This window comes from Microbulbifer celer (assembly GCF_020991125.1).
In the GTDB taxonomy this organism is placed as follows: domain Bacteria; phylum Pseudomonadota; class Gammaproteobacteria; order Pseudomonadales; family Cellvibrionaceae; genus Microbulbifer; species Microbulbifer celer.
Genome location: NZ_CP087715.1, coordinates 2,838,265 through 2,862,314 on the forward strand (window position 1 = coordinate 2,838,265; position 24,050 = coordinate 2,862,314).

General features: G+C 56.8%; 19 protein-coding genes and 5 tRNA genes. 1 reads left to right on the forward strand and 23 read right to left on the reverse strand.

The features are described from left to right. Positions 1-16: 16 nt before the first annotated feature. Together rplC and rpsJ are read right to left on the reverse strand one after the other, a co-directional pair. Positions 17-652 carry a 50S ribosomal protein L3 gene (rplC, locus tag LPW13_RS12000; protein WP_078084417.1) on the reverse strand — a complete coding sequence of 212 codons (636 nt, stop codon included), beginning with the start codon at positions 650-652 and terminating at the stop codon, positions 17-19. Between the two features lie 110 nt (positions 653-762). Continuing rightward, a complete protein-coding gene (gene rpsJ, locus LPW13_RS12005; RefSeq protein ID WP_010133849.1) occupies positions 763-1,074 on the reverse strand; it encodes a 30S ribosomal protein S10 in 312 nt (103 codons plus the stop codon). 198 nt (positions 1,075-1,272) lie between these two features. Between rpsJ and LPW13_RS12010 the strand changes: the two genes are divergently transcribed. Continuing rightward, entirely contained in the window at positions 1,273-1,749 is a 477-nt protein-coding gene (locus tag LPW13_RS12010; protein WP_230435680.1) for an aminoacyl-tRNA deacylase, read from the forward strand. Between the two features lie 94 nt (positions 1,750-1,843). Here the strand turns inward: LPW13_RS12010 and tuf (LPW13_RS12015) are convergent, their stop codons facing one another. The 21 genes from tuf (LPW13_RS12015) to birA all read right to left on the reverse strand — a co-directional run bounded on the left by tuf (LPW13_RS12015) (position 1,844) and on the right by birA (position 23,990). Then, the gene (gene tuf / locus LPW13_RS12015; protein ID WP_230435682.1) at positions 1,844-3,037 is read right to left on the reverse strand and encodes an elongation factor Tu; all 1,194 of its coding nucleotides are present in this window, start codon (positions 3,035-3,037) and stop codon (positions 1,844-1,846) included. Positions 3,038-3,084: 47 nt separating this feature from the next. Further along, positions 3,085-5,193 (reverse strand): elongation factor G, encoded by a 2,109-nt coding sequence (fusA, locus tag LPW13_RS12020; protein WP_230435684.1) that lies wholly within the window; start codon positions 5,191-5,193, stop codon positions 3,085-3,087. A 119-nt stretch (positions 5,194-5,312) separates the two neighbouring features. Next, positions 5,313-5,783 (reverse strand): 30S ribosomal protein S7, encoded by a 471-nt coding sequence (rpsG, locus tag LPW13_RS12025; protein ID WP_230435685.1) that lies wholly within the window; start codon positions 5,781-5,783, stop codon positions 5,313-5,315. A 115-nt stretch (positions 5,784-5,898) separates the two neighbouring features. Next, positions 5,899-6,273 (reverse strand): 30S ribosomal protein S12, encoded by a 375-nt coding sequence (rpsL, locus tag LPW13_RS12030; protein WP_067150990.1) that lies wholly within the window; start codon positions 6,271-6,273, stop codon positions 5,899-5,901. A 238-nt stretch (positions 6,274-6,511) separates the two neighbouring features. Continuing rightward, positions 6,512-10,741, reverse strand: a complete 4,230-nt coding sequence (gene rpoC / locus LPW13_RS12035) for a DNA-directed RNA polymerase subunit beta' (protein ID WP_230435687.1) — start codon at positions 10,739-10,741, stop codon at positions 6,512-6,514. A 114-nt stretch (positions 10,742-10,855) separates the two neighbouring features. After that, positions 10,856-14,929 (reverse strand): DNA-directed RNA polymerase subunit beta, encoded by a 4,074-nt coding sequence (gene rpoB / locus LPW13_RS12040; protein ID WP_230435689.1) that lies wholly within the window; start codon positions 14,927-14,929, stop codon positions 10,856-10,858. A 422-nt stretch (positions 14,930-15,351) separates the two neighbouring features. Next, positions 15,352-15,723, reverse strand: coding sequence for a 50S ribosomal protein L7/L12 (rplL, locus tag LPW13_RS12045; RefSeq protein WP_230435691.1), 372 nt, complete (start codon positions 15,721-15,723; stop codon positions 15,352-15,354). A gap of 95 nt (positions 15,724-15,818) precedes the next feature. Continuing rightward, the gene (rplJ, locus tag LPW13_RS12050) at positions 15,819-16,316 is read right to left on the reverse strand and encodes a 50S ribosomal protein L10 (protein ID WP_230435692.1); all 498 of its coding nucleotides are present in this window, start codon (positions 16,314-16,316) and stop codon (positions 15,819-15,821) included. 299 nt (positions 16,317-16,615) lie between these two features. Further along, positions 16,616-17,314 carry a 50S ribosomal protein L1 gene (gene rplA, locus LPW13_RS12055; RefSeq protein WP_230435694.1) on the reverse strand — a complete coding sequence of 233 codons (699 nt, stop codon included), beginning with the start codon at positions 17,312-17,314 and terminating at the stop codon, positions 16,616-16,618. After that, a complete protein-coding gene (gene rplK / locus LPW13_RS12060; RefSeq protein ID WP_230435696.1) occupies positions 17,315-17,746 on the reverse strand; it encodes a 50S ribosomal protein L11 in 432 nt (143 codons plus the stop codon). Positions 17,747-17,909: 163 nt separating this feature from the next. After that, entirely contained in the window at positions 17,910-18,443 is a 534-nt protein-coding gene (gene nusG / locus LPW13_RS12065) for a transcription termination/antitermination protein NusG (protein ID WP_230435698.1), read from the reverse strand. A gap of 10 nt (positions 18,444-18,453) precedes the next feature. Further along, a complete protein-coding gene (gene secE / locus LPW13_RS12070; RefSeq protein ID WP_230435700.1) occupies positions 18,454-18,822 on the reverse strand; it encodes a preprotein translocase subunit SecE in 369 nt (122 codons plus the stop codon). Between the two features lie 113 nt (positions 18,823-18,935). Then, a tRNA-Trp gene (locus LPW13_RS12075) sits at positions 18,936-19,011 on the reverse strand. Positions 19,012-19,136: 125 nt separating this feature from the next. After that, the gene (tuf, locus tag LPW13_RS12080; protein ID WP_230435702.1) at positions 19,137-20,330 is read right to left on the reverse strand and encodes an elongation factor Tu; all 1,194 of its coding nucleotides are present in this window, start codon (positions 20,328-20,330) and stop codon (positions 19,137-19,139) included. A 161-nt stretch (positions 20,331-20,491) separates the two neighbouring features. Then, positions 20,492-20,566 (reverse strand) — tRNA-Thr (locus tag LPW13_RS12085). Positions 20,567-20,677: 111 nt separating this feature from the next. Continuing rightward, positions 20,678-20,751, reverse strand: a tRNA-Gly gene (locus LPW13_RS12090). A gap of 94 nt (positions 20,752-20,845) precedes the next feature. Further along, positions 20,846-20,929 (reverse strand) — tRNA-Tyr (locus LPW13_RS12095). A gap of 107 nt (positions 20,930-21,036) precedes the next feature. Beyond that, positions 21,037-21,112 (reverse strand) — tRNA-Thr (locus tag LPW13_RS12100). 159 nt (positions 21,113-21,271) lie between these two features. Further along, on the reverse strand, positions 21,272-22,015 hold the full coding sequence (locus LPW13_RS12105; protein ID WP_230435704.1) for an SPOR domain-containing protein: 744 nt from the start codon (positions 22,013-22,015) through the stop codon (positions 21,272-21,274). Between the two features lie 149 nt (positions 22,016-22,164). After that, complete coding sequence (locus LPW13_RS12110; RefSeq protein ID WP_230435706.1) at positions 22,165-22,935, reverse strand: type III pantothenate kinase; 771 nt, start codon at positions 22,933-22,935, stop codon at positions 22,165-22,167. Further along, the gene (gene birA, locus LPW13_RS12115) at positions 22,932-23,990 is read right to left on the reverse strand and encodes a bifunctional biotin--[acetyl-CoA-carboxylase] ligase/biotin operon repressor BirA (protein ID WP_230435708.1); all 1,059 of its coding nucleotides are present in this window, start codon (positions 23,988-23,990) and stop codon (positions 22,932-22,934) included. Before birA ends, LPW13_RS12110 begins: the two co-directional genes overlap by 4 nt. Positions 23,991-24,050 lie beyond the last annotated feature (60 nt).

Consider the following 24,050-nt stretch of genomic DNA (forward strand, 5'->3'; position numbering starts at 1 on the left):
CTAATTACCCTCAGACTTAGGCTTTCACAGCCGGACGAACGATCACGTTGCCACCCGGAGCTCCGGGAACAGCGCCTTTAACCAGCAGCAGGTTGCGCTCGGCATCCACACGAACCACTTCCAGGTTTTGCGTAGTTACACGCTCCGCACCCATGTGGCCGGCCATCTTCTTGCCTTTCCACACACGACCAGGAGTCTGGCACTGACCGATAGAACCGGGTGCGCGGTGAGACAGGGAGTTACCGTGAGTAGCATCCTGCATGCGGAAGTTCCAGCGTTTGATACCGCCCTGGAAACCTTTACCTTTGGAAGTGCCGGTTACGTCAATCTTCTGGCCAGCTTCAAAGCTTGCAACAGTGATTTCAGAACCGATTTCGAAGGACTCTTCAGAACCGTCAGTACGCAGTTCAAAAAGAGCAGAGCCAGCCTCAGTGTTGGCTTTGGCGAAGTGGCCCGCTTGGGGCTTGGAGACACGGGAAGCCTTACGAGCACCCACAGTTACCTGTACTGCGGAGTAGCCGTCAGTTTCCTGAGTTTTCACCTGAGTGACGCGATTCGGAGCTACCTCGATAACAGTTACCGGGATAGAAGCGCCATCTTCGGTGAAGATGCGAGTCATGCCGCTCTTGCGGCCGACAATACCTATAGTCATCTTTTCAACCTCTCAGTGCACGGGGCTTTAACCCACTGCGGCCGCCCAATCTCAGAGCGTTACACTACCCAGACCTTTTTCGCCTGGGATTCGGTGGTTAGTTTGTAGTGTTAGCCGAGACTAATCTGAACCTCTACACCGGCCGCCAGATCGAGCTTCATCAGCGCGTCAACGGTTTTTTCGGTGGGTTCAACAATGTCCAGCAAACGCTTGTGAGTACGAATCTCGTACTGGTCGCGCGCGTCTTTGTTGACGTGCGGAGAAATCAGCACGGTGTACTTCTCTTTACGAGTCGGCAGCGGAATGGGGCCACGAACTTGGGCACCGGTGCGCTTGGCCGTCTCGACGATCTCCTGTGTAGACGCGTCAATCAGCTTGTGATCGAAGGCCTTCAGGCGAATTCGGATGCGTTGACCCTGCATGGAATCAAACTCCAGTTGTAAATCTAAAGAACGTCCTTTTACGCAGCCCCGAGGGCGGGCGAAAAGGAGCGCGAAGTCTACGGGTGATTTTTTGGCCTGTCAACTCCCGGACAGGATTATTCCATTGGCCCTTCGAGCAGCGGCGACGCGAACCTACACTTCAGAAACACCCCACAACAACCCCAGGAGGTAGCCGATATGAACATGGCCTCCACAGTCAGTCAGTTTCTTGATGACCACTCGGTGCGCTACCGCATCATCCCCCACGCACATAGCGCCACCAGCCGGGAAACCGCCCACAAGGCCGATGTGCGCGAGGATCGAATCGCCAAGGCAATCATCCTGAAGGATGAGCGGGGTATGGTGATGACCATTATTCCCGCCAGCGCCAGCCTGAACATGCGGGCAGTCCGCGACGAAACAGGACGTAATCACCTGGAAATGGCAGATGAGGCCGACTTTGCCACCCTCTTTGATGACTGCGAAGTCGGTGCAGTACCCGCGCTAGGCCCGGCATACGGGCTCATCACCCTGGTAGATTCCGACCTGGAAGAGCGAGACACCATCTACCTCGAGGCGGGCAACCATGAAGAGCTGGTCGCCCTGGACGGGCGCGACTTCGACCAACTCCTGCACAACTGTCGCCACTGCAACCTGACCAGAGACTGGATCTGACAAACCGGCACCGCCGGACAGCTGAAAAGCAACCACAAAAAAAAGCCGCAGTGTTTCCACTGCGGCCTTTCTGCAGTCAGATCAGAAGTAAAGATTACTCGATGATCTTGGCTACAACGCCGGCACCTACGGTACGGCCACCTTCGCGAACCGCGAAGCGCAGACCTTCTTCCATGGCGATCGGCGCGATCAGAGTAACAGTCATCTGAACGTTGTCGCCCGGCATTACCATTTCGGTACCTTCCGGCAGCTCACACGCACCGGTTACGTCGGTGGTACGGAAGTAGAACTGCGGACGGTAGCCCTTGAAGAACGGGGTGTGACGACCACCTTCATCCTTGGACAGTACGTACACTTCCGCTTCGAACTTGGTGTGCGGGGTGATGGTACCCGGCTTCGCCAGCACCTGACCACGCTCAACTTCGTCACGCTTGGTGCCACGCAGCAGCGCACCAATGTTCTCACCTGCACGACCTTCGTCCAGCAGCTTGCGGAACATCTCAACACCAGTACAGGTGGTCTTGGTGGTGTCTTTGATACCGACGATTTCGATTTCGTCGCCAGTGTTCAGTACGCCACGCTCTACACGACCGGTTACTACGGTACCGCGACCAGAGATGGAGAATACGTCTTCGATCGGCATCAGGAACGGCTGATCTACCGCACGCTCCGGCTCCGGGATGTACTCGTCCAGGGTTTCTACCAGCTTCTTGACTGCGGTAGTGCCCATCTCGTTGTCGTCTTTGCCTTCCAGCGCCATCAGCGCGGAACCGGTGATGATCGGGGTGTCGTCACCCGGGAACTCGTACTGGTCCAGAAGTTCGCGAACTTCCATCTCTACCAGTTCCAGCAGCTCTTCGTCGTCGACCATGTCGGCTTTGTTCAGGAATACCACGATGTACGGTACACCTACCTGACGAGACAGCAGGATGTGCTCACGCGTCTGCGGCATGGGGCCGTCAGCTGCGGAACAAACCAGGATAGCGCCGTCCATCTGAGCAGCACCGGTGATCATGTTCTTAACGTAGTCGGCGTGTCCCGGGCAGTCTACGTGCGCGTAGTGACGGGTCGGGGACTCGTATTCAACGTGAGAGGTGGCGATGGTGATACCGCGCTCACGCTCTTCCGGTGCGTTATCGATACCGGCGAACTCAACCGCGGCGCCGCCCCACACTTCCGCACATACGCGAGTCAGCGCTGCGGTCAGGGTAGTTTTACCGTGGTCAACGTGACCGATGGTGCCCACGTTTACGTGGGGCTTGGAACGTTCAAACTTTTCTTTTGCCACTTTCAATGTCCTCTAGCTAAAAGAAGTTGAGTCTAATACCTAGTCAATTAGGCCTTGTTTTTCGCGATGATCTCTTCAGCGACGTTCTTCGGCGCTTCCGCGTACTTCAGGAACTCCATGGAGTAAGTCGCACGGCCCTGAGTCGCAGAACGCAGATCAGTGGCGTAACCGAACATCTCGGCCAGCGGCACTTCCGCGTTCACAACCTTGCCAGAAGTACTCTCTTCCATACCCTGGATCAGACCACGACGACGATTGAGGTCACCGACCACGTCACCCATGTTCTCTTCTGGAGTAACAACTTCCACCTTCATCATCGGCTCCAGCAGTACCGCACCGCCGACGTCAGCCAGCTTTTTGGTTGCCATAGAACCGGCGATCTTGAACGCCATCTCGTTGGAGTCCACATCGTGGTAGGAACCGTCGTACAGGGTAGCCTTCAGGCCCAGCAGCGGGTAGCCAGCCAGAACACCGTTCTGCATCTGCTCTTCCACACCTTTCTGAACCGCAGGAATGTATTCCTTCGGCACCACACCACCAACGATCTCGTTGACAAACTCCAGACCTTCCTCGGACTCGTCGCCAGACGGCTCGAAGCGGATCCACACGTGACCGTACTGACCGCGACCACCGGACTGACGCACAAACTTGCCTTCGATCTCGACGTTGTTACGGATAGCCTCGCGGTAGGCCACCTGCGGCTTACCGATGTTGGCTTCAACATTGAACTCACGACGCATGCGGTCAACGATGATGTCCAGGTGCAGCTCACCCATACCACCGATGATGGTCTGGCCGGACTCTTCGTCAGTCTTAACACGGAAAGACGGATCTTCCTGAGCCAGCTTACCCAGTGCAACGCCCATTTTTTCCTGGTCGGCTTTGGATTTCGGCTCGACGGCAACGTGAATTACCGGCTCCGGGAACTCCATGCGCTCGAGAACGATTTTCGAGTCTTCCGCACACAGGGTGTCACCAGTGGTCACATCCTTCAGGCCAATCGCAGCAGCGATATCGCCCGCCAGCACTTCTTTGATCTCCTGACGGTCTTTGGAGTGCATCTGTACCATACGGCCGACACGCTCTTTCTTCTGCTTCACGGAGTTATACACCGCGGTACCGCTCTCCAGCGTACCAGAGTAAACACGGAAGAAAGTCAGGGTGCCGACGAAGGGGTCGGTGGCGATCTTGAACGCCAGCGCGGAGAAAGGCGCACTGTCGTCCGCTTCGCGGGTCTCGACGGTCTCGTCCTTGTCCAGCAGGGTACCTTCGATCGCGCGTACTTCGGTAGGCGCCGGCAGGTATTCGATCACAGCGTCCAGCATGGCCTGTACGCCCTTGTTCTTGAAGGCAGACCCCCCCAGAACCGGGACGATCTCATTGGCCAGGGTACGCTGACGGATAGCGCCCTTGATTTCCTCTTCAGTGAGCTCGCCCTCTTCGAGGTACTTTTCCATCAGCTCTTCTGTAGCTTCGGCCGCAGCTTCCACCAGGTACTCACGCATTTCGTCACAGGTGTCCTGGAGCTCGGCGGGAATATCGCCGTACTCAAAGGTCATCCCCATGTCTTCTTCGTTCCACAGGATCGCCTTCATCTTGATCAGGTCGACCACACCCTTGAACTCGTCTTCAGAGCCAATGGTCATCTGCAGCGGAACGGCGTTCGCGTTCAGACGGGTGCGCAGCTGATCGACAACCATTTTGAAGTCGGCGCCGGCGCGGTCCATCTTGTTGACGAAGACCATGCGCGGCACTTCGTATTTGTTGGCCTGGCGCCAGACGGTCTCGGTCTGCGGCTGCACACCAGAGGAGCCACACAGAACAACCACGGCACCATCGAGTACACGCAGGGAGCGTTCTACTTCAATAGTGAAGTCAACGTGCCCGGGGGTGTCGATGATGTTTACGCGGTGCTCCGGGAACTGCTGCTGCATTCCAGCCCAGAAACAGGTGGTTGCCGCAGAAGTAATGGTGATACCACGTTCCTGCTCCTGCTCCATCCAGTCCATGGTGGCGGCGCCTTCGTGCACCTCACCGATCTTGTGGGACAGGCCAGTGTAGAAAAGTACGCGCTCGGTGGTGGTGGTTTTACCGGCGTCTACGTGGGCGCAGATACCGATATTACGATAGCGTTCGATAGGCGTTTTACGTGCCACAGTTGTATCCTCGATAAACGGCAAAAGGCAGCGCGACCCAAATGAATACTCAGGTCCATGCTGCCTTTCGGTATTAATTTCCGATGTTAATAATCATCAGACTCAGAAACGCCACTATCTTAGAAACGATAGTGAGAGAACGCCTTGTTGGCTTCTGCCATACGGTGGACGTCTTCACGCTTCTTGACCGCACCGCCCTTGTTCTGGGAAGCATCGATCATTTCGTTGGCGAGGCGCAGGGCCATAGATTTTTCACCGCGCTTACGGGAGAAATCTACCAACCAACGCATTGCCAGCGCGGTACGGCGCGCAGGACGCACCTCTACGGGGACCTGGTAGGTCGCACCACCAACGCGGCGGGATTTCACTTCCACCATCGGCGCGATATTTTCCAGGGACTCTTCAAAAACCTCTACCGGATCTTTGTTCAGCTTTTCTGAAACCAGATCCAGTGCACCGTACACGATACTTTCTGCCACAGACTTCTTGCCGCTGATCATGACATGGTTCATGAACTTGGCCAGTGTGACGTTCCCGAACTTGGGATCGGGCAGAATTTCGCGCTTGGCGACTACTCGTCTTCTTGGCATGGGATTGCCTCTCTTCAGGGGTACTCTGAGACGCCGCCGTAAACAAAATACATATCGGCGAGCTCAGCCTTACTCCGGTTACTTCAATAAACCGAAACGCTAAATCGAGAAGGGATTACCCCTTCGGACGCTTGGCACCGTACTTGGAACGGCCCTGCTTGCGATCGTTAACGCCGGCACAGTCAAGTGCACCGCGAACAGTGTGGTAGCGCACACCCGGCAGGTCTTTTACACGACCGCCGCGAATCAGCACCACGCTGTGCTCCTGCAGGTTGTGGCCTTCACCACCGATGTACGAAGTTACTTCGTAACCGTTGGTCAGACGCACACGGCATACCTTACGCAGTGCAGAGTTCGGCTTCTTCGGTGTAGTGGTGTACACACGAGTGCAAACTCCACGACGCTGAGGGCTGGCCTGCAGAGCGGGAACGTCGCTTTTTTCGACTTTGCGTTTTCTCGGCTTACGAACCAACTGGTTGATCGTTGCCATTAAAAATCACTCCAAAAATAAAACGCCCCCACCAATAACAGCAGTGAGGGCCTATCGTCAGTGCGCAATCGTATCCGGCCATCCGAAAACCGCCAGACGACTGCACCCCATTAGCGGGGGCCGCATTCTATAAATGTCAGCGCCCCTAGTCAATCACCAACCGAAGTAAGTACTAACATCGGCTGTTGATTGCGATACACAGCCGACCGGTGGGCAGACCCACCGGTCGGCGCTCGACTTACTCCCCGGAAGATTTCAGGGCTTCGGTCAACGCAGCTTCCACCTCCTCGGCAGACGGCCCTTCGGCGTAGCCGTGGGTCAGCTGCTGCGCGCGCTTGCGCTTGCGCTCGGCGTGGTAAGCCAGACCGGTACCCGCCGGAATCAGTCGACCAACAACCACGTTTTCCTTCAGACCGCGGAGATTGTCGCCCTTGCCGGTGACAGCCGCCTCGGTCAGTACGCGGGTGGTCTCCTGGAACGAGGCCGCAGACAGGAAGGACTCGGTCGCCAGAGAGGCTTTGGTGATACCCAGCAGCAGTCGCTCGAACTGAGCCGGCTGCTTGCCTTCGGCACGCAGGCGCTCGTTCTCTTCCACCACGCGCTGGTATTCCACCTGGTCGCCCTTGATGAACTCGGAATCGCCCATCTCGAGGATCTCGACCTTACGCAACATCTGACGCACGATGGTCTCGATGTGCTTGTCGTTAATGCCTACACCCTGGAGGCGATAAACCTCCTGGATCTCGTTGGTGATGTAGCGAGCCAGTTCTTCCACACCTTTGAGGCGCAGGATGTCGTGCGGGTTGGACGGCCCATCGGAGATCACTTCGCCCTTCTCTACGGTCTCACCCTCGAACACGGTCAGCTGACGGTGCTTCGGAATCAGAACCTCGTAGTGGTCTTTGCCGTTCGCCAATGGCTTGCCATCGGTCGGGGTGATCTGCAGGCGAACCTTGCCTTTGGTTTCTTTACCAAAGGAAACGGTACCGGAGATCTCCGCAAGAATGGACGGCTCTTTCGGCTTACGGGCTTCAAACAGGTCTGCCACGCGCGGCAGACCACCGGTGATGTCCTTGGTACCACCGGATTCCTGCGGAATACGGGCAACGATGTCACCGATGTTTACCTTGTCACCGTCCTTCAGGCTCACAATCGCACGCGAAGGCAGCGCGTAGTGCGCCGGTGCATTACTGTTGGCCAGGGTCAGCTCTTCACCGCTCTCGTCAACCAGCGTCACTGCCGGACGCAGATCTTTACCTGCCGCCGGACGCTCCGCCGGATCGATCACCTCAATGGAGGACAGACCAGTGATTTCATCCGTGGTCTTACGGATGGACAGACCATCTTCCATACCGGAGAGTTTCACCCAACCGGCAACTTCAGTAATGATCGGGTGGGTGTGCGGGTCCCACTTGGCCACGATCTGGCCACCATCAACCTCGGCACCCTCATCGATGCTGATCACAGCACCATAAGGCAGCTTGTAACGCTCGCGCTCGCGACCGGCGGCGTCGGCCACCGCCAACTCGCCGGAGCGGGATACCGCAACCAGGCTGCCACTCTCGGCTTTTACTGTCTTCAGGTTGTGCAGGCGTACGGTACCCGGCTGCTTAACCTGAATGCTGTCTGCCGCGGACGCACGGCTCGCCGCACCACCGATGTGGAAGGTACGCATGGTCAGCTGGGTACCCGGCTCACCAATGGACTGGGCAGCCACAACACCCACAGACTCACCCGGGTTGGCACGGTGGCCACGGGCCAGGTCACGGCCGTAACACAGCGCACAGATACCGTGGGCAGTTTCACAGGTAATCGCTGAGCGCACGATGACCTCGTCAATACCCATGGTCTCGATACGATCTACCCAGGCTTCGTCAATCATGGTGCCTGCGGGCACGGCGATCTCATCGCTGCCAGGCTTGATCACGTCACGGGCCACGACACGACCGAGGATACGGTCACCCAGGGACTCAATAACGTCACCGCCTTCAATCACCGGCGCCATGGTCAGACCGTCATCGGTGCCACAATCGATCTCGGTGATCACCACGTCCTGGGCCACGTCTACCAGACGGCGCGTCAGGTAACCGGAGTTCGCAGTTTTCAGGGCGGTATCCGCCAGACCTTTACGTGCACCGTGGGTCGAGATGAAGTACTGCAGTACGCTCAGACCTTCACGGAAGTTCGCGGTAATGGCGTTCTCGATAATGGAGCCATCCGGACGCGCCATCAGACCACGCATACCAGCGAGCTGACGGATCTGAGCCTCACTACCCCGTGCGCCAGAGTCGGCGTACATGTAGACGGAGTTGAAGGAGTCCTGCTCGGTCTCATTACCCTCGCGATCGACTACCGGTTCTTTCTTGATACCGGCCATCATTGCCTGGGTCACTTTGTCGTTGGTACGGGACCACACGTCGATGACCTTGTTGTACTTCTCACCCGCTGTTACCAGACCCGAAGCAAACTGAGTTTCAATTTCCTTCACTTCTTCTTCCGCGGAGGCAATCAGCTCGGCCTTGGCCGCCGGAATTTCGAAATCGTTCACACCAATGGACGAGCCGGACTTGGTGGAGAAGTCGAAACCGGTGTACATCAGCTGGTCAGCAAAAATAACGGTCGCTTTCAGGCCCACCTTGCGGTAGCACTCGTTGAGCACACGGGAAATGGCCTTCTTCTTCATCGGCTGATCGACGAACTCGAACGGCAGGCCATCGGGTACGATGTTCCACAGCAGCGCGCGGCCAACGGTGGTATCCTTGACAGAGCGGGTAACCTGCTTCTCGCCATCTTCGCCGATGGAAACTTCGTCGATGCGCACTTTTACTTTCGCCTGCAGGCCCACCTGCCCGGCGTAGAACGCACGGCTCACTTCCTTGATATCGGAGAAGAACATGCCTTCGCCTTTATCATTTACGCGCTCACGGGTCATCCAGTACAGACCCAATACCACGTCCTGGGACGGTACGATGATCGGCTCACCATTGGCGGGCGACAGGATGTTGTTGGTGGACATCATCAGCGCGCGGGATTCCAGCTGCGCTTCGATGGTCAGCGGTACGTGTACCGCCATCTGGTCACCGTCGAAGTCGGCGTTGTAGGCCGCACACACCAGCGGGTGCAGCTGGATCGCTTTACCTTCAATCAGTACCGGCTCAAACGCCTGGATACCGAGACGGTGCAGGGTCGGTGCACGGTTCAGCAGTACCGGGTGCTCGCGGATCACCTCGTCGAGGATGTCCCACACCACCGCTTCTTCGCGCTCGACCATTTTCTTGGCCGCCTTGATGGTGGTGGCCAGGCCGCGGGTTTCCAGCTTGCCGAAAATGAACGGTTTGAACAGCTCGAGGGCCATTTTCTTCGGCAGACCACACTGGTGCAGACGCAGGGTAGGACCCACCACGATCACGGAACGACCGGAGTAGTCCACACGCTTACCCAGCAGGTTCTGACGGAAACGACCCTGCTTACCCTTGATCATGTCGGCCAGGGATTTCAGCGGGCGCTTGTTGGAACCGGTGATGGCGCGGCCGCGACGACCGTTGTCCAGCAGCGCGTCCACAGACTCCTGCAGCATGCGCTTTTCGTTGCGCACGATGATGTCTGGCGCGTTCAGCTCGAGCAGGCGCTTCAGACGGTTGTTACGGTTGATCACGCGGCGGTACAGATCGTTCAGGTCAGAGGTCGCAAAGCGACCGCCGTCCAGCGGTACCAGCGGGCGCAGATCCGGCGGCAGTACCGGCAGCGCCTGCATGATCATCCACTCCGGATCGTTACCGGACTTGTAGAACGCTTCCAGCAGCTTCAGGCGCTTGGACAGCTTCTTGATCTTGGTCTCGGAGTTGGTCGCCGGGATCTCTTCGCGCAGGTGTTGGATTTCCTGCGGCAGATCGATGTCATTCATCAGATCCTGGATCGCTTCGGCACCCATTTTGGCTTCGAACTCGTCCGCGAATTCTTCCATCGCTTCAAAGTACTGCTCGTCGTTCAGCAGCTGGCCGCGCTCCAGGGTAGTCATACCCGGGTCGGTCACAACGTAGCTTTCGAAGTACAGTACGCGCTCGATGTCACGCAGAGTCATGTCCAGCAGCAGGCCGATACGGGACGGCAGCGATTTCAAGAACCAGATGTGCGCAACCGGGCTCGCCAGTTCGATGTGGCCCATGCGCTCACGACGCACCTTGGCCTTGGTCACTTCTACACCGCACTTTTCACAGATGATGCCGCGGTGCTTCATGCGCTTGTACTTGCCGCACAGACATTCGTAATCTTTTACCGGACCGAAAATTTTGGCACAGAACAGACCTTCGCGCTCCGGCTTGAAGGTACGGTAATTGATAGTCTCGGGCTTTTTCACTTCGCCGTAAGACCAGGAACGGATCATCTCTGGCGAAGCCAGACCGATACGGATCGCGTCAAATTCTTCCAGCTGCTCCTGGGCTTTCACCAGGTTTAACAAATCTTTCAAGGCCTTTCCTCCACTAGGGGGTAGTCAACCCGGCCAACTGCTTCTGGGGCCGGGAGCGCCGATGGTCTCTTCAGACCACCGGCCTCTGTCTACTAAATCCGATTGTTACCGGTCTTACTCGTTTTCCAGCTCGAAGTTCATACCCAGCGAGCGGATCTCTTTGACCAGTACGTTGAAGGATTCGGGCATGCCCGGCTCCATGCGGTGGTCGCCATCCACGATGTTCTTGTACATCTTGGTTCGACCTTCCACGTCATCGGATTTGACCGTGAGCATTTCCTGCAGGGTGTAAGCGGCACCGTAAGCTTCCAGTGCCCACACCTCCATCTCACCGAAACGCTGACCACCGAACTGCGCCTTACCACCCAGCGGCTGCTGGGTAACCAGGCTGTAGGAACCGGTAGAACGCGCGTGCATCTTGTCGTCCACCAGGTGGTTCAGTTTCAGCATGTACATGTAGCCCACAGTGACCGGACGCTCGAACGCATCACCAGTACGACCGTCGTACAGAGTGATCTGACCGGAGTCCGGAATGTCTGCCAGACGCAGCAGCTTCTTGATTTCAGGTTCCGCAGCACCATCGAATACGGGTGTAGCCATCGGTACGCCCTTGCGCAGATTGTGCGCCATGGCCTGTACTTCCTGATCCGACAGCTGATCCAGATCCTCGAAGCGACCGCCAGTGGAGTTGTACACCTCTCCCAGGAATCCGCGTATTTTCTCGACTTCCTGCTTTTCCTTGATCATGCGGTCGATCTTCACACCAAGACCTTTCGCGGCCATGCCCAGGTGCATTTCCAGTACCTGACCAACGTTCATCCGCGACGGTACACCCAGCGGGTTCAGCACCACGTCGACCGGCTCGCCGTTTTCGTCGTAAGGCATATCTTCGACCGGCTTGATCACGGAGATAACACCTTTGTTACCGTGGCGGCCGGCCATCTTGTCACCCGGCTGGATGCGACGCTTGATCGCCAGGTAAACCTTGACGATTTTCAGCACGCCCGGCGCCAGGTCATCACCGGACTCAAGTTTCTTCTTCTTGTCTTCGAAGACCTCGTCCAGTTGCTTGCGGCGTTCTTCAAGCTGGGCTTCGGTTTTTTCCAACTGTTCGTTGAGGGTCTCGTCAACCATGCGCAGCTTGAACCAGTCTTCGCGGGGCAGACCCGCCAGGACTTCTGCGTTCAGCACGTCACCTTTCTTGACGCCTTTACCGCCGGCAACGGTCTGACCATCCAGAGCGGCCTGCAGACGCTCAAAGGTGGCGCCTTCAACGATACGGTACTCTTCGTTCAGGTCCTTGCGAACCTCGTCCAGCTGCGCCTTCTCGATATCGATAGAGCGCTGGTCTTTCTGCAGACCGTCGCGAGTGAACACCTGAACGTCAATTACGGTACCGCGGGTGCCGGAAGGCGCACGCAGAGAGGTGTCTTTAACGTCTGACGCCTTCTCACCGAAGATCGCACGCAGCAGTTTTTCCTCCGGCGTCAGCTGGGCTTCACCTTTCGGGGTCACCTTACCGACCAGAATATCGCCAGCGCCCACTTCTGCACCGATGTAGACGATGCCTGACTCATCCAGCTTGTTCAGCGCAGACTCGCCCACATTGGGGATATCCGCAGAAATTTCCTCACTGCCCAGCTTGGTGTCACGGGCAATACAGGTCAGCTCCTGAATGTGGATGGTGGTGAAGCGATCGTCCTGTACAACACGCTCACTCACGAGGATGGAGTCCTCGAAGTTGTATCCGTTCCAGGGCATAAACGCGATGCGCATGTTCTGGCCCAGCGCCAGCTCACCCAGGTCTACGGACGGGCCGTCGGCAAGAATATCGCCACGTTCAACTACATCACCGGTCTTCACAATCGGACGCTGGTTGATGCAGGTATTCTGGTTGGAGCGGGTGTACTTGGTCAGGCTGTACAGATCCACACCGGCGTCACCGGCTTCCACCTCATCGTCATGCACACGCACAACAACACGGCTGGCATCAACACGCTCGATCACACCGCCGCGGCGGGCTACCACGCAGACACCGGAATCGCGCGCTACCGTGCGCTCCATACCGGTACCGACCAGCGGCTTGTCGGCGCGCAGGGTTGGCACTGCCTGACGCTGCATGTTGGAACCCATCAATGCGCGGTTGGCGTCATCGTGTTCCAGGAACGGAATCATCGCCGCGGCAACGGATACCACCTGCTTCGCGGAAACATCCATGTACTGGATTTCTTCCGGGTTCTTCAGGGTAAATTCGTTGTGGTGACGTACGCTGACCAGGTCATCGGTAAAGCGGTTGTTCTCATCCATGGCAGCGGAGGCCTGGGCAATCACGTAGTTCGCTTCGTTGATTGCTGACAGATACTCGATCTCGTCAGTTGCCTGGCCGTTCACTACCTTGCGGTACGGGCTTTCCAGGAAGCCGTAATGGTTCGCGCGGGAGTAGGTCGCCAGAGAGTTGATCAGACCGATGTTCGGGCCTTCCGGTGTCTCAATGGGGCATACGCGGCCGTAGTGAGTCGGGTGCACATCCCGCACCTCAAAGCCCGCACGCTCGCGGGTCAGACCACCCGGGCCCAACGCGGAAACGCGACGCTTGTGGGTAACTTCTGACAGCGGGTTGTTCTGGTCCATAAACTGGGACAGCTGGGAGGAACCGAAGAATTCCTTCACCGCAGCGGCCACCGGCTTGGCGTTGATCAGATCCTGAGGCATCAGCCCCTCGGACTCCGCCATGGACAGACGCTCTTTTACCGCGCGCTCTACACGCACCAGGCCCACGCGGAACTGGTTTTCGGCCATCTCGCCCACGGAACGTACACGGCGGTTACCCAGGTGGTCGATATCGTCCACCATACCGCGACCGTTACGGATTTCGATCAGCGTCTTCAGAACATCGACGATGTCTTCTTTACTCAGGGTACCTTCGCCGGTTTCGTCTTCACGACCCAGGCGACGGTTGAACTTCATGCGGCCAACCGCAGACAGATCATAACGCTCGTCAGAGAAGAACAGGTTCTCGAACAGGGATTCCGCAGACTCTTTGGTGGGCGGCTCGCCCGGGCGCATCATGCGGTAGATCTCGACCAGTGCTTCCAGCTGGGTGCGGGACGGATCCGCACGCAGGGTATCGGAAACGAACGGACCACAATCGAGATCGTTGGTGTACAGCGTCTCAACGGTCTTGACGTTCAGCACGCGCAGTTTGCCGATGACTTCTTCAGTAATTTCGGTATTACATTCCACCGCCACTTCACCGGTGGAATCGTCGATCACGTCATGAGCCAGTACGCGGCCGTGGAGGTAATCGTGCGGCGCTTCCAGATTGGCAACACCGGCCTTCTCCAGCTGACGGATATGGCGCGGAGTAATACGGCGGCCTTCTTCGACAATGACCTTGCCGCTGCCGTCTTTGATATCAAAGGAAGCAACGTCACCACGCAGACGTGATGGAATCAGCTCCAGGCTGACATTGTCTTCGTGCAGTTCGAACTTGCTGGTCTCGAAGAACATCTCCAGCATTTCCTGGGAACTGTAACCCAGGGCGCGCAGCAGAATGGTCGCCGGCAGTTTACGGCGACGGTCGATACGTACGTAGACAAGATCTTTCGGATCGAACTCGAAGTCCAGCCAGGAGCCACGGTAAGGAATCACCCGTGCGGCGTACAACAGCTTGCCGGAGGAGTGGGTCTTGCCCTTGTCGTGATCAAAGAACACACCCGGGGAGCGGTGCAGCTGGGAAACGATCACTCGCTCGGTACCATTGATAACAAAAGTACCGTTCTCGGTCATGAGCGGAATTTCGCCCATGTACACTTCCTGCTCCTTGATGTCCTTGATGGACTTATTGGCAGATTCTTTATCGTAAATAATCAGGCGCACACGCACCCGCAGAGGACAAGCGTAGGTGACCCCACGCAGCGTACACTCCTTGACATCGAAGACCGGCTTGCCGAGGGTGTAGCTTACGTATTCCAGTGCAGCGTTGCCGGAATAACTAACAATTGGAAATACAGACTTGAACGCCGCCTGCAAGCCAACATCCAGACGCTCATCCGGGCGCGAGTCGGCCTGTGTAAATTTGCGATACGAATCCAGCTGTATCGCAAGCAGGAAAGGTACGTCCATGACCTTAGGCAGTTTGCCAAAATCCTTGCGGATACGTTTTTTCTCAGTGTATGAGTAAGCCATTCATATTCCCCAGCTTGATCGATGACAAGACTTCAGTAGAGATGCGGTCAGGTACCTGACAGTACGCAACCCGTCCGGGCGAGAAGTCTCTGCACAATGCACTAAGCTACTTATTACCTGTTAATTTTCCTGGGCGTTCTGCCCAGGAAAATTGTCGCCAGTCAAACACTGGCACAGATACGTGGATCTGCTGGTGTTTGACTAGCTCGCGCAGAGCAAGCTCTGCGAACGGCACATCCATGTGCCTACTTTCTAATAAGTAAACCGCACTGCATTGTGCGCAAACCTCTCGGATTTTTGCCGCGTTTGACAAGGCTGAAAGCCCGATGCCGCAAACGGCAAAAAGGCCGGCGGACAAATGTCCACCAGCCTTTCCGCCGGAGGCCGCTACGCGACTTCCGACGGTGATATGTAAAACCGAATTACTTCAGTTCTACGGAAGCGCCAGCTTCTTCCAGCTCTTTCTTCGCTGCTTCGGCGTCGTCTTTGGAAACGCCTTCTTTCAGCGGGCTCGGAGCGCCGTCTACCAATGCCTTGGCTTCTTTCAGGCCCAGGCCAGTGATACCGCGAACAGCCTTGATCACATTCACTTTCTTGTCGCCAGCAGAGGTCAGAATTACGTCGAACTCGTCTTTCTCTTCTGCAGCAGCTTCGCCGCCTGCAGCGCCACCGGCAACAACAGCAGCCGCTGCGGTTACGCCGAACTTCTCTTCCATAGCTTCGATCAGCTCAACAACGTCCTTAACGGACATTTCAGCGATCGCATTGATGATATCTTCTTTAGTCAGAGACATGAGTTAGTACCTGATTTCGTGTGAGCAGCAGACTGCTCGTAAATTCATAATAAAAAGAGTCAAATGAAAACTGCGGTTTCGCTCGAGCGAAACAATCAGGCAGCTTCCTGCTCCTCTTTTTGGTCGCGAACGGCCGCAATAGTGCGAACCAGTTTGCCAGCAGAGGCTTCTTTCATAACGCTCATCAGCTTGGCGATAGCTTCGTCGTAAGTCGGCAGGCTTGCCAACAGTGCAACGTCAGTCGCTACGCCTTCGAAGGCGGCACCTTTCAGCTCCAGCTTCTCATTGCCTTTTGCAAAAGCGGACAGGATGCGCGCGCCGGCACCCGGGTGTTCGCTAGAGAAAGCAATGATGCTGGGACCGACGAAGTTCTCAATGAGACATTCGAATTCGGTACCGGCCAGAGCGCGACGCGCCAGAGTATTGCGGACGACTTTCAACCAAACGCCGTTTTCGCGAGCCTCTTTGCGCAAGGCAGTCATGTCGTTTACGGTAACGCCACGGGAATCCGCAACTACCGCCGACAGAGCACCTTCAGCAGCCTGCTGGACTTCCGCGACAATCGCTTTCTTGTCTACGAGTCCAATAGCCATAGTGTCACTCCTGGATTTGAATGAAGACCGGGAACTACATGTAAGCCCGGCCCGTTCCGGTGCATAAAGCTCAAATCCAGTAAAAATACTGGTTTGGGCGACACCGTCTGCGTAGGCTTGATCTCATCTTTGACCAGACTGGCCAGAGACCTGGATTAAGCGGCGGGCATTTAAACCTCAAACACCCACCGCACCTACGGTCTTTGACGACCCACCACCGATAGAACCGACGGTGAACCCCAAAGTTCTTTTTACTGAACGCTAACTTCCAACTTTCAGAGAATTAAAATCTCGAAAAGTTATTTAACGTCCAGAGAAGCCTGATCGAGAGTCAGACCCGGGCCCATGGTGGTGCTCAGGGTGATCTTCTTCAGGTATACGCCTTTTGCGGAAGCGGGCTTGGCCTTCTTCAGGTCAGCAACCAGTGCTTCCAGGTTCTCTTTCAGAGAATTGACGTCAAAACTTACTTTACCGATACCACCGTGGATGATGCCGCCTTTGTCAGCACGGAAACGTACCTGACCAGCCTTGGCATTCTTAACCGCAGTCGCAACGTCTGGCGTTACGGTGCCAGTTTTCGGGTTCGGCATCAGACCACGCGGACCAAGGATCTGACCCAGCTGGCCGACAACGCGCATGGCGTCCGGAGAAGCCACAACCACGTCGAAATCCATCTTGCCAGCTTTTACTTCAGCAGCCAGCTCGTCCATGCCTACCAGGTCGGCGCCAGCTTCTTTAGCGGCGTCGGCGTTGGCACCCTGGGTAAATACGGCAACACGTACATCTTTACCGGTGCCGTGCGGCAGAGTGGTAGCACCACGTACAGCCTGGTCGGATTTACGCGGATCGATGCCCAGGTTGATGGCGGCATCAACGGTTTCCGGGAATTTTACGTTGGAGAACTCTTTCAGCAGCGCTACGGCTTCATCGATTCCGTAAGCTTTACCGGCTTCCACTTTTTCAGCGATCGCGCGCTGACGCTTGGTCAATTTAGCCATTTACACGCCCTCCACTTCGATACCGGCACTGCGGGCGGAACCAGCAATGGTGCGCACCGCTGCATCCATATCGGCTGCAGTCAGGTCTGCTTTTTTCATCTCAACGATCTCTTCGATCTGAGCGCGGGTCACTTTGCCCACTTTCTCAGTATTCGGACGACCGGAGCCGCTCTTGATCTTGGCAGCCTTGCGCAGCAGTACTGCGGCGGGCGGAGACTTCATGATGAAAGTGAAGGAGCGATCGCTGTATACAGAGATCACTACCGGTACCGGCAGGCCCGGCTCCAGATTCTGGGTCTGTGCATTGAACGCCTTACAGAACTCCATAATGTTCACACCGTGTTGACCCAGCGCAGGACCAACGGGCGGACTCGGGTTGGCCTGACCGGCCTTCACTTGCAGCTTGATATAAGCTTCAATCTTCTTAGCCATTACAGCTTCCTCTTTAACTGGGTATTAACGCCTGCGCTGTACACTTGTACAAACATGCAACGCTCAGCTCCCCTGTTTACCCCGACTGCGTACGCAGTTTTCAGGGACGCGAAAGCCCTCTTCCGCACACAGCGAAAGAGGGCCGAATCCATCCAGCTCGAAATCAGTTCTTTTCTACCTGACCGAATTCCAGCTCTACCGGAGTGGAGCGACCGAAGATCAACACCGCCACCCGCAGGCGACTTTTCTCGTAGTTGACCTCTTCGACCACACCATTGAAATCATTAAAGGGTCCATCGATAACGCGAACCATCTCACCCGGCTCAAACAGGGTTTTCGGTTTCGGCTTATCAACAGAGTCATCGATGCGATTCAGGATAGCCTGTGCTTCGCGATCGGTGATCGGTGCCGGCCTGTCAGCCTTACCACCGATAAAGCCCAACACACGTGGCGTTTCTTTTACCAGGTGCCAGGTATCATCATTCAGCTCCATCTCCACCAGCACATAGCCGGGGAAGAACTTGCGCTCACTCTTGCGCTTCTGGCCAGCGCGCATTTCAACCACTTCTTCAGTGGGAACGAGCACTTCACCAAAAAGATGATCCATTTCGTGCAGCTCAATGCGCTCCTTGAGAGAAGTTTTTACGCGCTTCTCATAACCGGAATATGCTTGAACCACATACCAATGTTTCGCCATGGGTAAACCTTTAGCCAATAACCTTGGAAGCAGCCCAACCGAGACCGGAATCCAGGGCCCACAGAATTACCGCCATCAACAGCACGAACACAACCACAATCAAAGTGGTTTGCGTAGCCTCTTGGCGGGTTGGCCAAACCACGCGCCGCACTTCATTCTGCGCTTCACGCAACAGAGTCCAGAAGGCGTTACCCTTGGCTGTCTGCACCGCTACAAATGCCGCAACCAGGCACAAGGCCACCATTGCCAGCACGCGATACAACAAGGGGATTTCAGCGTAGTAGGAATTGCCCGCTACAGCAGCGCCGACCAGCAACACCACCAGCAGCCACTTCAGGCCGTCAAGACGAAACGTTTTCGCCTCTACTTTAGCACTCATACAAAGAAGCCTTTAGCGCGCCTCGGAACCACTTGGCGCCTTATTGCCAATGACCACAAGAGCTAAGCAGTACAGGATAGCCCAACTGCAGGCCCCTGCGGGCGCTTGAAAGTTGGCAGGCCAGGAGGGACTCGAACCCCCAACAGCCGGTTTTGGAGACCGGTGCTCTACCAATTGAACTACTGGCCTGGAACACTTCCGAAGGCAACTCTTAGCGTCACCCTCGGAAAAACGAGGTGCGGAGAATACCAGCAACCCCGGGATTTGCAAGCGTGACCGAAAAGTTTCACCTCTCGATCACGCCGCCACCGATATTACTCGATGATTTTGGCTACAACGCCAGCACCTACGGTACGGCCACCTTCGCGAACCGCGAAGCGCAGGCCTTCTTCCATGGCGATCGGCGCGATCAGAGTAACAGTCATCTGAACGTTGTCGCCCGGCATTACCATTTCGGTACCTTCCGGCAGCTCACACGCACCGGTTACGTCGGTGGTACGGAAGTAGAACTGCGGACGGTAGCCCTTGAAGAACGGGGTGTGACGACCACCTTCGTCCTTGGACAGTACGTACACTTCCGCTTCGAACTTGGTGTGCGGGGTGATGGTGCCCGGCTTCGCCAGTACCTGACCACGCTCAACTTCGTCACGCTTGGTGCCACGCAGCAGCGCGCCAATGTTCTCACCTGCACGACCTTCGTCCAGCAGCTTGCGGAACATCTCAACACCAGTACAGGTGGTCTTGGTGGTGTCTTTGATACCGACGATTTCGATTTCGTCGCCAGTGTTCAGTACGCCACGCTCTACACGACCGGTTACTACGGTACCGCGACCAGAGATGGAGAATACGTCTTCGATCGGCATCAGGAACGGCTGATCTACCGCACGCTCCGGCTCCGGGATGTACTCGTCCAGGGTTTCTACCAGCTTCTTGACTGCGGTAGTGCCCATCTCGCTGTCGTCTTTGCCTTCCAGCGCCATCAGCGCGGAACCGGTGATGATCGGGGTGTCGTCACCCGGGAACTCGTACTGGTCCAGAAGTTCGCGAACTTCCATCTCTACCAGTTCCAGCAGCTCTTCGTCGTCGACCATGTCGGCTTTGTTCAGGAATACCACGATGTACGGTACACCTACCTGACGAGACAGCAGGATGTGCTCACGCGTCTGCGGCATGGGGCCGTCAGCTGCGGAACAAACCAGGATAGCGCCGTCCATCTGAGCAGCACCGGTGATCATGTTCTTAACGTAGTCGGCGTGTCCCGGGCAGTCTACGTGCGCGTAGTGACGGGTCGGGGACTCGTATTCAACGTGAGAGGTGGCGATGGTGATACCGCGCTCACGCTCTTCCGGTGCGTTATCGATACCGGCGAACTCAACCGCGGCGCCGCCCCACACTTCCGCACATACGCGAGTCAGCGCTGCGGTCAGGGTAGTTTTACCGTGGTCAACGTGACCGATGGTGCCCACGTTTACGTGGGGCTTGGAGCGTTCAAACTTTTCTTTTCCCATTGCGGGCCTCCCAATATAAGCGTGAGCCGAACTAGCGACTTTACCAAGAACAGCTCCCGGACTTACAAAAGCCTACTCGGGAACCGATGCACCCGGGCACACATCGCATACGCCGGATACAAATAGCCGCGGAGACACAAGGCCACCGCGGCTACGAATAATGGAGCTCATGGGCGGATTTGAACCGCCGACCTCACCCTTACCAAGGGTGTGCTCTACCCCTGAGCTACATGAGCCTACTCCAAAACCGACAACCCTTTGCCGGCGCACAAGCGGGGCTGCTTGCACTGACCACCCACCAATTAGCGAGCAGCTTTCTTCACCAACCAAGCTCCGCACAGAAAGAATGGAGCGGGCAGCGGGAATCGAACCCGCATCATCAGCTTGGAAGGCTGAGGTTCTACCATTGAACTATGCCCGCGTACCGCGTGCGACAACCTCACGACAGAAGACCAAACAACCTCTTCTGCCTTCAGCATCAAACTCGAACCTTGTCGAGATCAACACCTGAATAATGGTGCAGGGGGGTGGATTCGAACCACCGAAGCTTGCGCGTCAGATTTACAGTCTGATCCCTTTGGCCACTCGGGAACCCCTGCTCGAAAGCGGTGCGTATTGTCTACAGCGACCACCTCGTTGTCAAACATTTTTTCCTTCAATTTCACAGACTTACCGAGATTTCCTCAAAAGCTGCGAGAAGAAGAAATGGAGCTGGCGAGAGGAGTCGAACCCCCGACCGGCTGATTACAAGTCAGCTGCTCTACCAACTGAGCTACGCCAGCACCAACCGCTGCAACCCTTCCGGATGCAACTCACGTCGAGACACCCAATGCTTTGCAAGGCACCCCTGTAACGTGGAGGCGGGATTCTAGGGGAAGTCTCAGCGACACGCAACAGCTTGTCGCGTCTTTTCTTTCCGACAGCTAAATCCACCTCAAAAATCAGCTCTCTGAAGCCCCCTGGATCTCACTGCACAGGTTTTGCCGTTGCTCTATCCCCGGGTAATCCCGCTGTAACTGCTGCCAGAACTCTGGCGACAACTGCGTGTCCTCGCCGCCCAAAACCACCCAGTGTTCCAGGTAAGTCTGGGGCTCTTCCCGGAATTGCGCAGCAACCCCCTGGGATTTCAACTCCTGAGTCAGCCCTTCTGCACGTCCTCTTTCCGAGAAGATGCCAAAGGATATGCCATTTTCGAGAGACCCCTTCGGAATCACATAACTGTCGATCCCCTCGGACTGCAGTTCTCGCAGGCGCCGAAACGCCTCCCGGGTGGAGCTCAACGGGGCCAGAAATACCCAATAGCGCATCTGTCCCTGCATCGCGATCTCTTGTGCCCGGGCACTGACCTGAAGCGCATTCAGGCGCTGCGCCACGTCCTCCCCCTGATAAGCCTCTTCAAACGGCCCCACCAATGCACATAAACTGGCTGCAGAAGCAGCGGCAGTATCACTGCCACCAACGCCCCGATCCGATATCTGCGCGGTGCCACGTACGGCCTCCGCCTCCGCTTTTCCGCTCGCGGCGTCCAGTTGCTCCGGGTCCGCCTCGCTGACAAGCGCAATGGAACCGGAGCTGCCAGTATCACCAACCGGGCGCACCACCATAGAACGCTCCTGCCCCGCCGTGGTAAACCACCCGAGCAAACCGAGATTACAGACAAACAACAACAGAACGATCCAGCGCATAGGATTTCAGCAAAGGCCTTGAGTTTATTTTCAGATCAGGCGTCAACAACCTGGCGTCTACGCCAACAACCAACCGTATAGAGAGGCTGGGATTGTAACCGTTACACAAGTTTCCTCTAGGGGGGTTAGCGCCACGGGGCTTATTGCCACTAGGGGTTAGTGAGCGCCAACCCCTCCAACACAAGATCGTCAACCCGCACATGCTCCAGGGTACAGAGCGACGACAGGTAAGCACTGTCGCCCCCGGTAATCCAGACTTTGGGCGCAGGCTCGGATGGACCCACTGCAGCTGACATCAACTGCTGCCGCGCTTCCTCGATCGCTCCCAGGACCATCAGCGGCAACCCCCGGTTGACGGCTTCTGCCGTATCGCGCCCCGGGGCGAGACTCCTGGATGCCGCCGTACCGCCATGCACTTTTACCGCGTCGGTATCCTGAAAAAGGGCGCGACGCATCAACGCCAGTCCCGGCACTATGTAACCGCCCAGGTGGCAACCGCCGCTGCCCAGCAAATCCAGAGTGACCGCGCTACCGCAATCCACCACCAATGACGGTGAAGGATCCCGCTGATGGGCAGCCAGAACCGCCAGCCAACGATCCACCCCCAGCCGGCTCACTTCTTTATAAGCGCAGGTGACACCGGCACAGCGAGCACTTACTTCGGCAAACTCCGGTTCGAGACCGAACCCCTCCACGAAGTACTGGCGAACAACTGCCGCAACGCCCTCCCCGGCGACGTTGGCCACGCGAACCCGGGTGAACGACACCCCTCGCCAGTCAACCGGCAAGGCGCCGCTGTGCCATGCCGAGGTTGCAAATGCGCCGCGCGATACAACACCTACAAGACCTGCAACACCCGAGGATGCAAGCTGCCGCCACTTGCAGCGTGTGTTGCCGAGATCCAGCTCGAGAATACTCACCGCGGGCCTCCAGATTTTTCTGGCGTTTCAGCGGGACGTAGCGACACCTCGCCGCCGTGGAAAGCTCGCACCCCCGCACTCTCACCATGCTCTCCCGCCACCTCCAACAGCAATGCACCGGCGGTGTCGACACCGCGCTCGATACCACTCCAGCACTGCCGGGACGACTGCAGGCGGACGGATTGGCCGGCGAATTGATCCATTGCCATCCACTCGTCGCGATAGCCGGCAAACCCGACCTGTGGATAGCTTTCCAGCAGCGGCATCAGCTCACTCAGCATTGCCGCCACCAATTGATTGCGACCGATACCCGGCCGCACCTGTTCGAGGTCGATCCAGGGCTGATCAATTGCGCTGGCCACCGCCTCTGGCAACCGCATATTGAGGCCAATACCGATAACGACCGCACAGCGATCGGTGAGGTCTCCACTCAATTCCAGCAAAACACCGGCCAGCTTGCGCTGTTGACACCAGACATCATTAGGCCATTTGAGGCGCACACCCGGCACATCAAATCGGGATAATGCCCGCCCCAGGGCCACCCCCACGGCGAGACTCAATCCTTCCAACAGCGGTACACCGCCATTGAATTGCCAGCCAATCGACAGGTTGATGCCGGAAGCAAACGGGCTCTGCCAGGCCCGCCCGCGACGCCCGCGCCCGGCGGTCTGCTGTTCCGCGAGCATCACCAGGCCGTGCCCGCCACCGGATTCCAGGGCAGCAAGTACGCGGGCATTGGTGGAATCCACCAGGTCCTCCACCTGCAACACCTGCAGATGTGTGGCAGCATCTGCCGACATCCCGGCCCGTATCGCTTTTTCTTCGAGTAGATCCAGACCACCGGGAAGCTGGTATCCACGCCCTTTTACCGAAATCACTTCAAGCCCCAGCAGCTCCAGCTTCTGTAGCTGCTTCCAGACTGCGGCGCGACTGATGCCAAGTTGCTCGCCGAGGGACTCCCCGGAATGCACCGCACCATCTGCCAGAAGGGTCAGCAGCGGCCGCAGGGAAGCGATGAACTCGACAGGACGAGAGGAAGTATTGCGTTCTACCAAAAAGGGAGTCTCCGGTACTTTTGAAGGTTGACCAATATTGACTAAGGCCGACAGTGCTTC

What these genes read in the sequence shown, in the direction of transcription:
- secE (WP_230435700.1), bottom strand. Translation starts at nt 18,822, where the DNA reads ATGAGTGCTAAAGTAGAGGCGAAAACGTTTCGTCTTGACGGCCTGAAG.
- tuf (WP_230435702.1), bottom strand. Translation starts at nt 20,330, where the DNA reads ATGGGAAAAGAAAAGTTTGAACGCTCCAAGCCCCACGTAAACGTGGGC.
- rplL (WP_230435691.1), bottom strand. Translation starts at nt 15,723, where the DNA reads ATGTCTCTGACTAAAGAAGATATCATCAATGCGATCGCTGAAATGTCC.
- rpoB (WP_230435689.1), bottom strand. Translation starts at nt 14,929, where the DNA reads ATGGCTTACTCATACACTGAGAAAAAACGTATCCGCAAGGATTTTGGC.
- rplK (WP_230435696.1), bottom strand. Translation starts at nt 17,746, where the DNA reads ATGGCTAAGAAGATTGAAGCTTATATCAAGCTGCAAGTGAAGGCCGGT.
- LPW13_RS12105 (WP_230435704.1), bottom strand. Translation starts at nt 22,015, where the DNA reads ATGCGCTGGATCGTTCTGTTGTTGTTTGTCTGTAATCTCGGTTTGCTC.
- rpsJ (WP_010133849.1), bottom strand. Translation starts at nt 1,074, where the DNA reads ATGCAGGGTCAACGCATCCGAATTCGCCTGAAGGCCTTCGATCACAAG.
- nusG (WP_230435698.1), bottom strand. Translation starts at nt 18,443, where the DNA reads ATGGCGAAACATTGGTATGTGGTTCAAGCATATTCCGGTTATGAGAAG.
- rplJ (WP_230435692.1), bottom strand. Translation starts at nt 16,316, where the DNA reads ATGGCTATTGGACTCGTAGACAAGAAAGCGATTGTCGCGGAAGTCCAG.
- rplC (WP_078084417.1), bottom strand. Translation starts at nt 652, where the DNA reads ATGACTATAGGTATTGTCGGCCGCAAGAGCGGCATGACTCGCATCTTC.
- LPW13_RS12010 (WP_230435680.1), top strand. Translation starts at nt 1,273, where the DNA reads ATGAACATGGCCTCCACAGTCAGTCAGTTTCTTGATGACCACTCGGTG.
- rpsL (WP_067150990.1), bottom strand. Translation starts at nt 6,273, where the DNA reads ATGGCAACGATCAACCAGTTGGTTCGTAAGCCGAGAAAACGCAAAGTC.
- rpsG (WP_230435685.1), bottom strand. Translation starts at nt 5,783, where the DNA reads ATGCCAAGAAGACGAGTAGTCGCCAAGCGCGAAATTCTGCCCGATCCC.
- rplA (WP_230435694.1), bottom strand. Translation starts at nt 17,314, where the DNA reads ATGGCTAAATTGACCAAGCGTCAGCGCGCGATCGCTGAAAAAGTGGAA.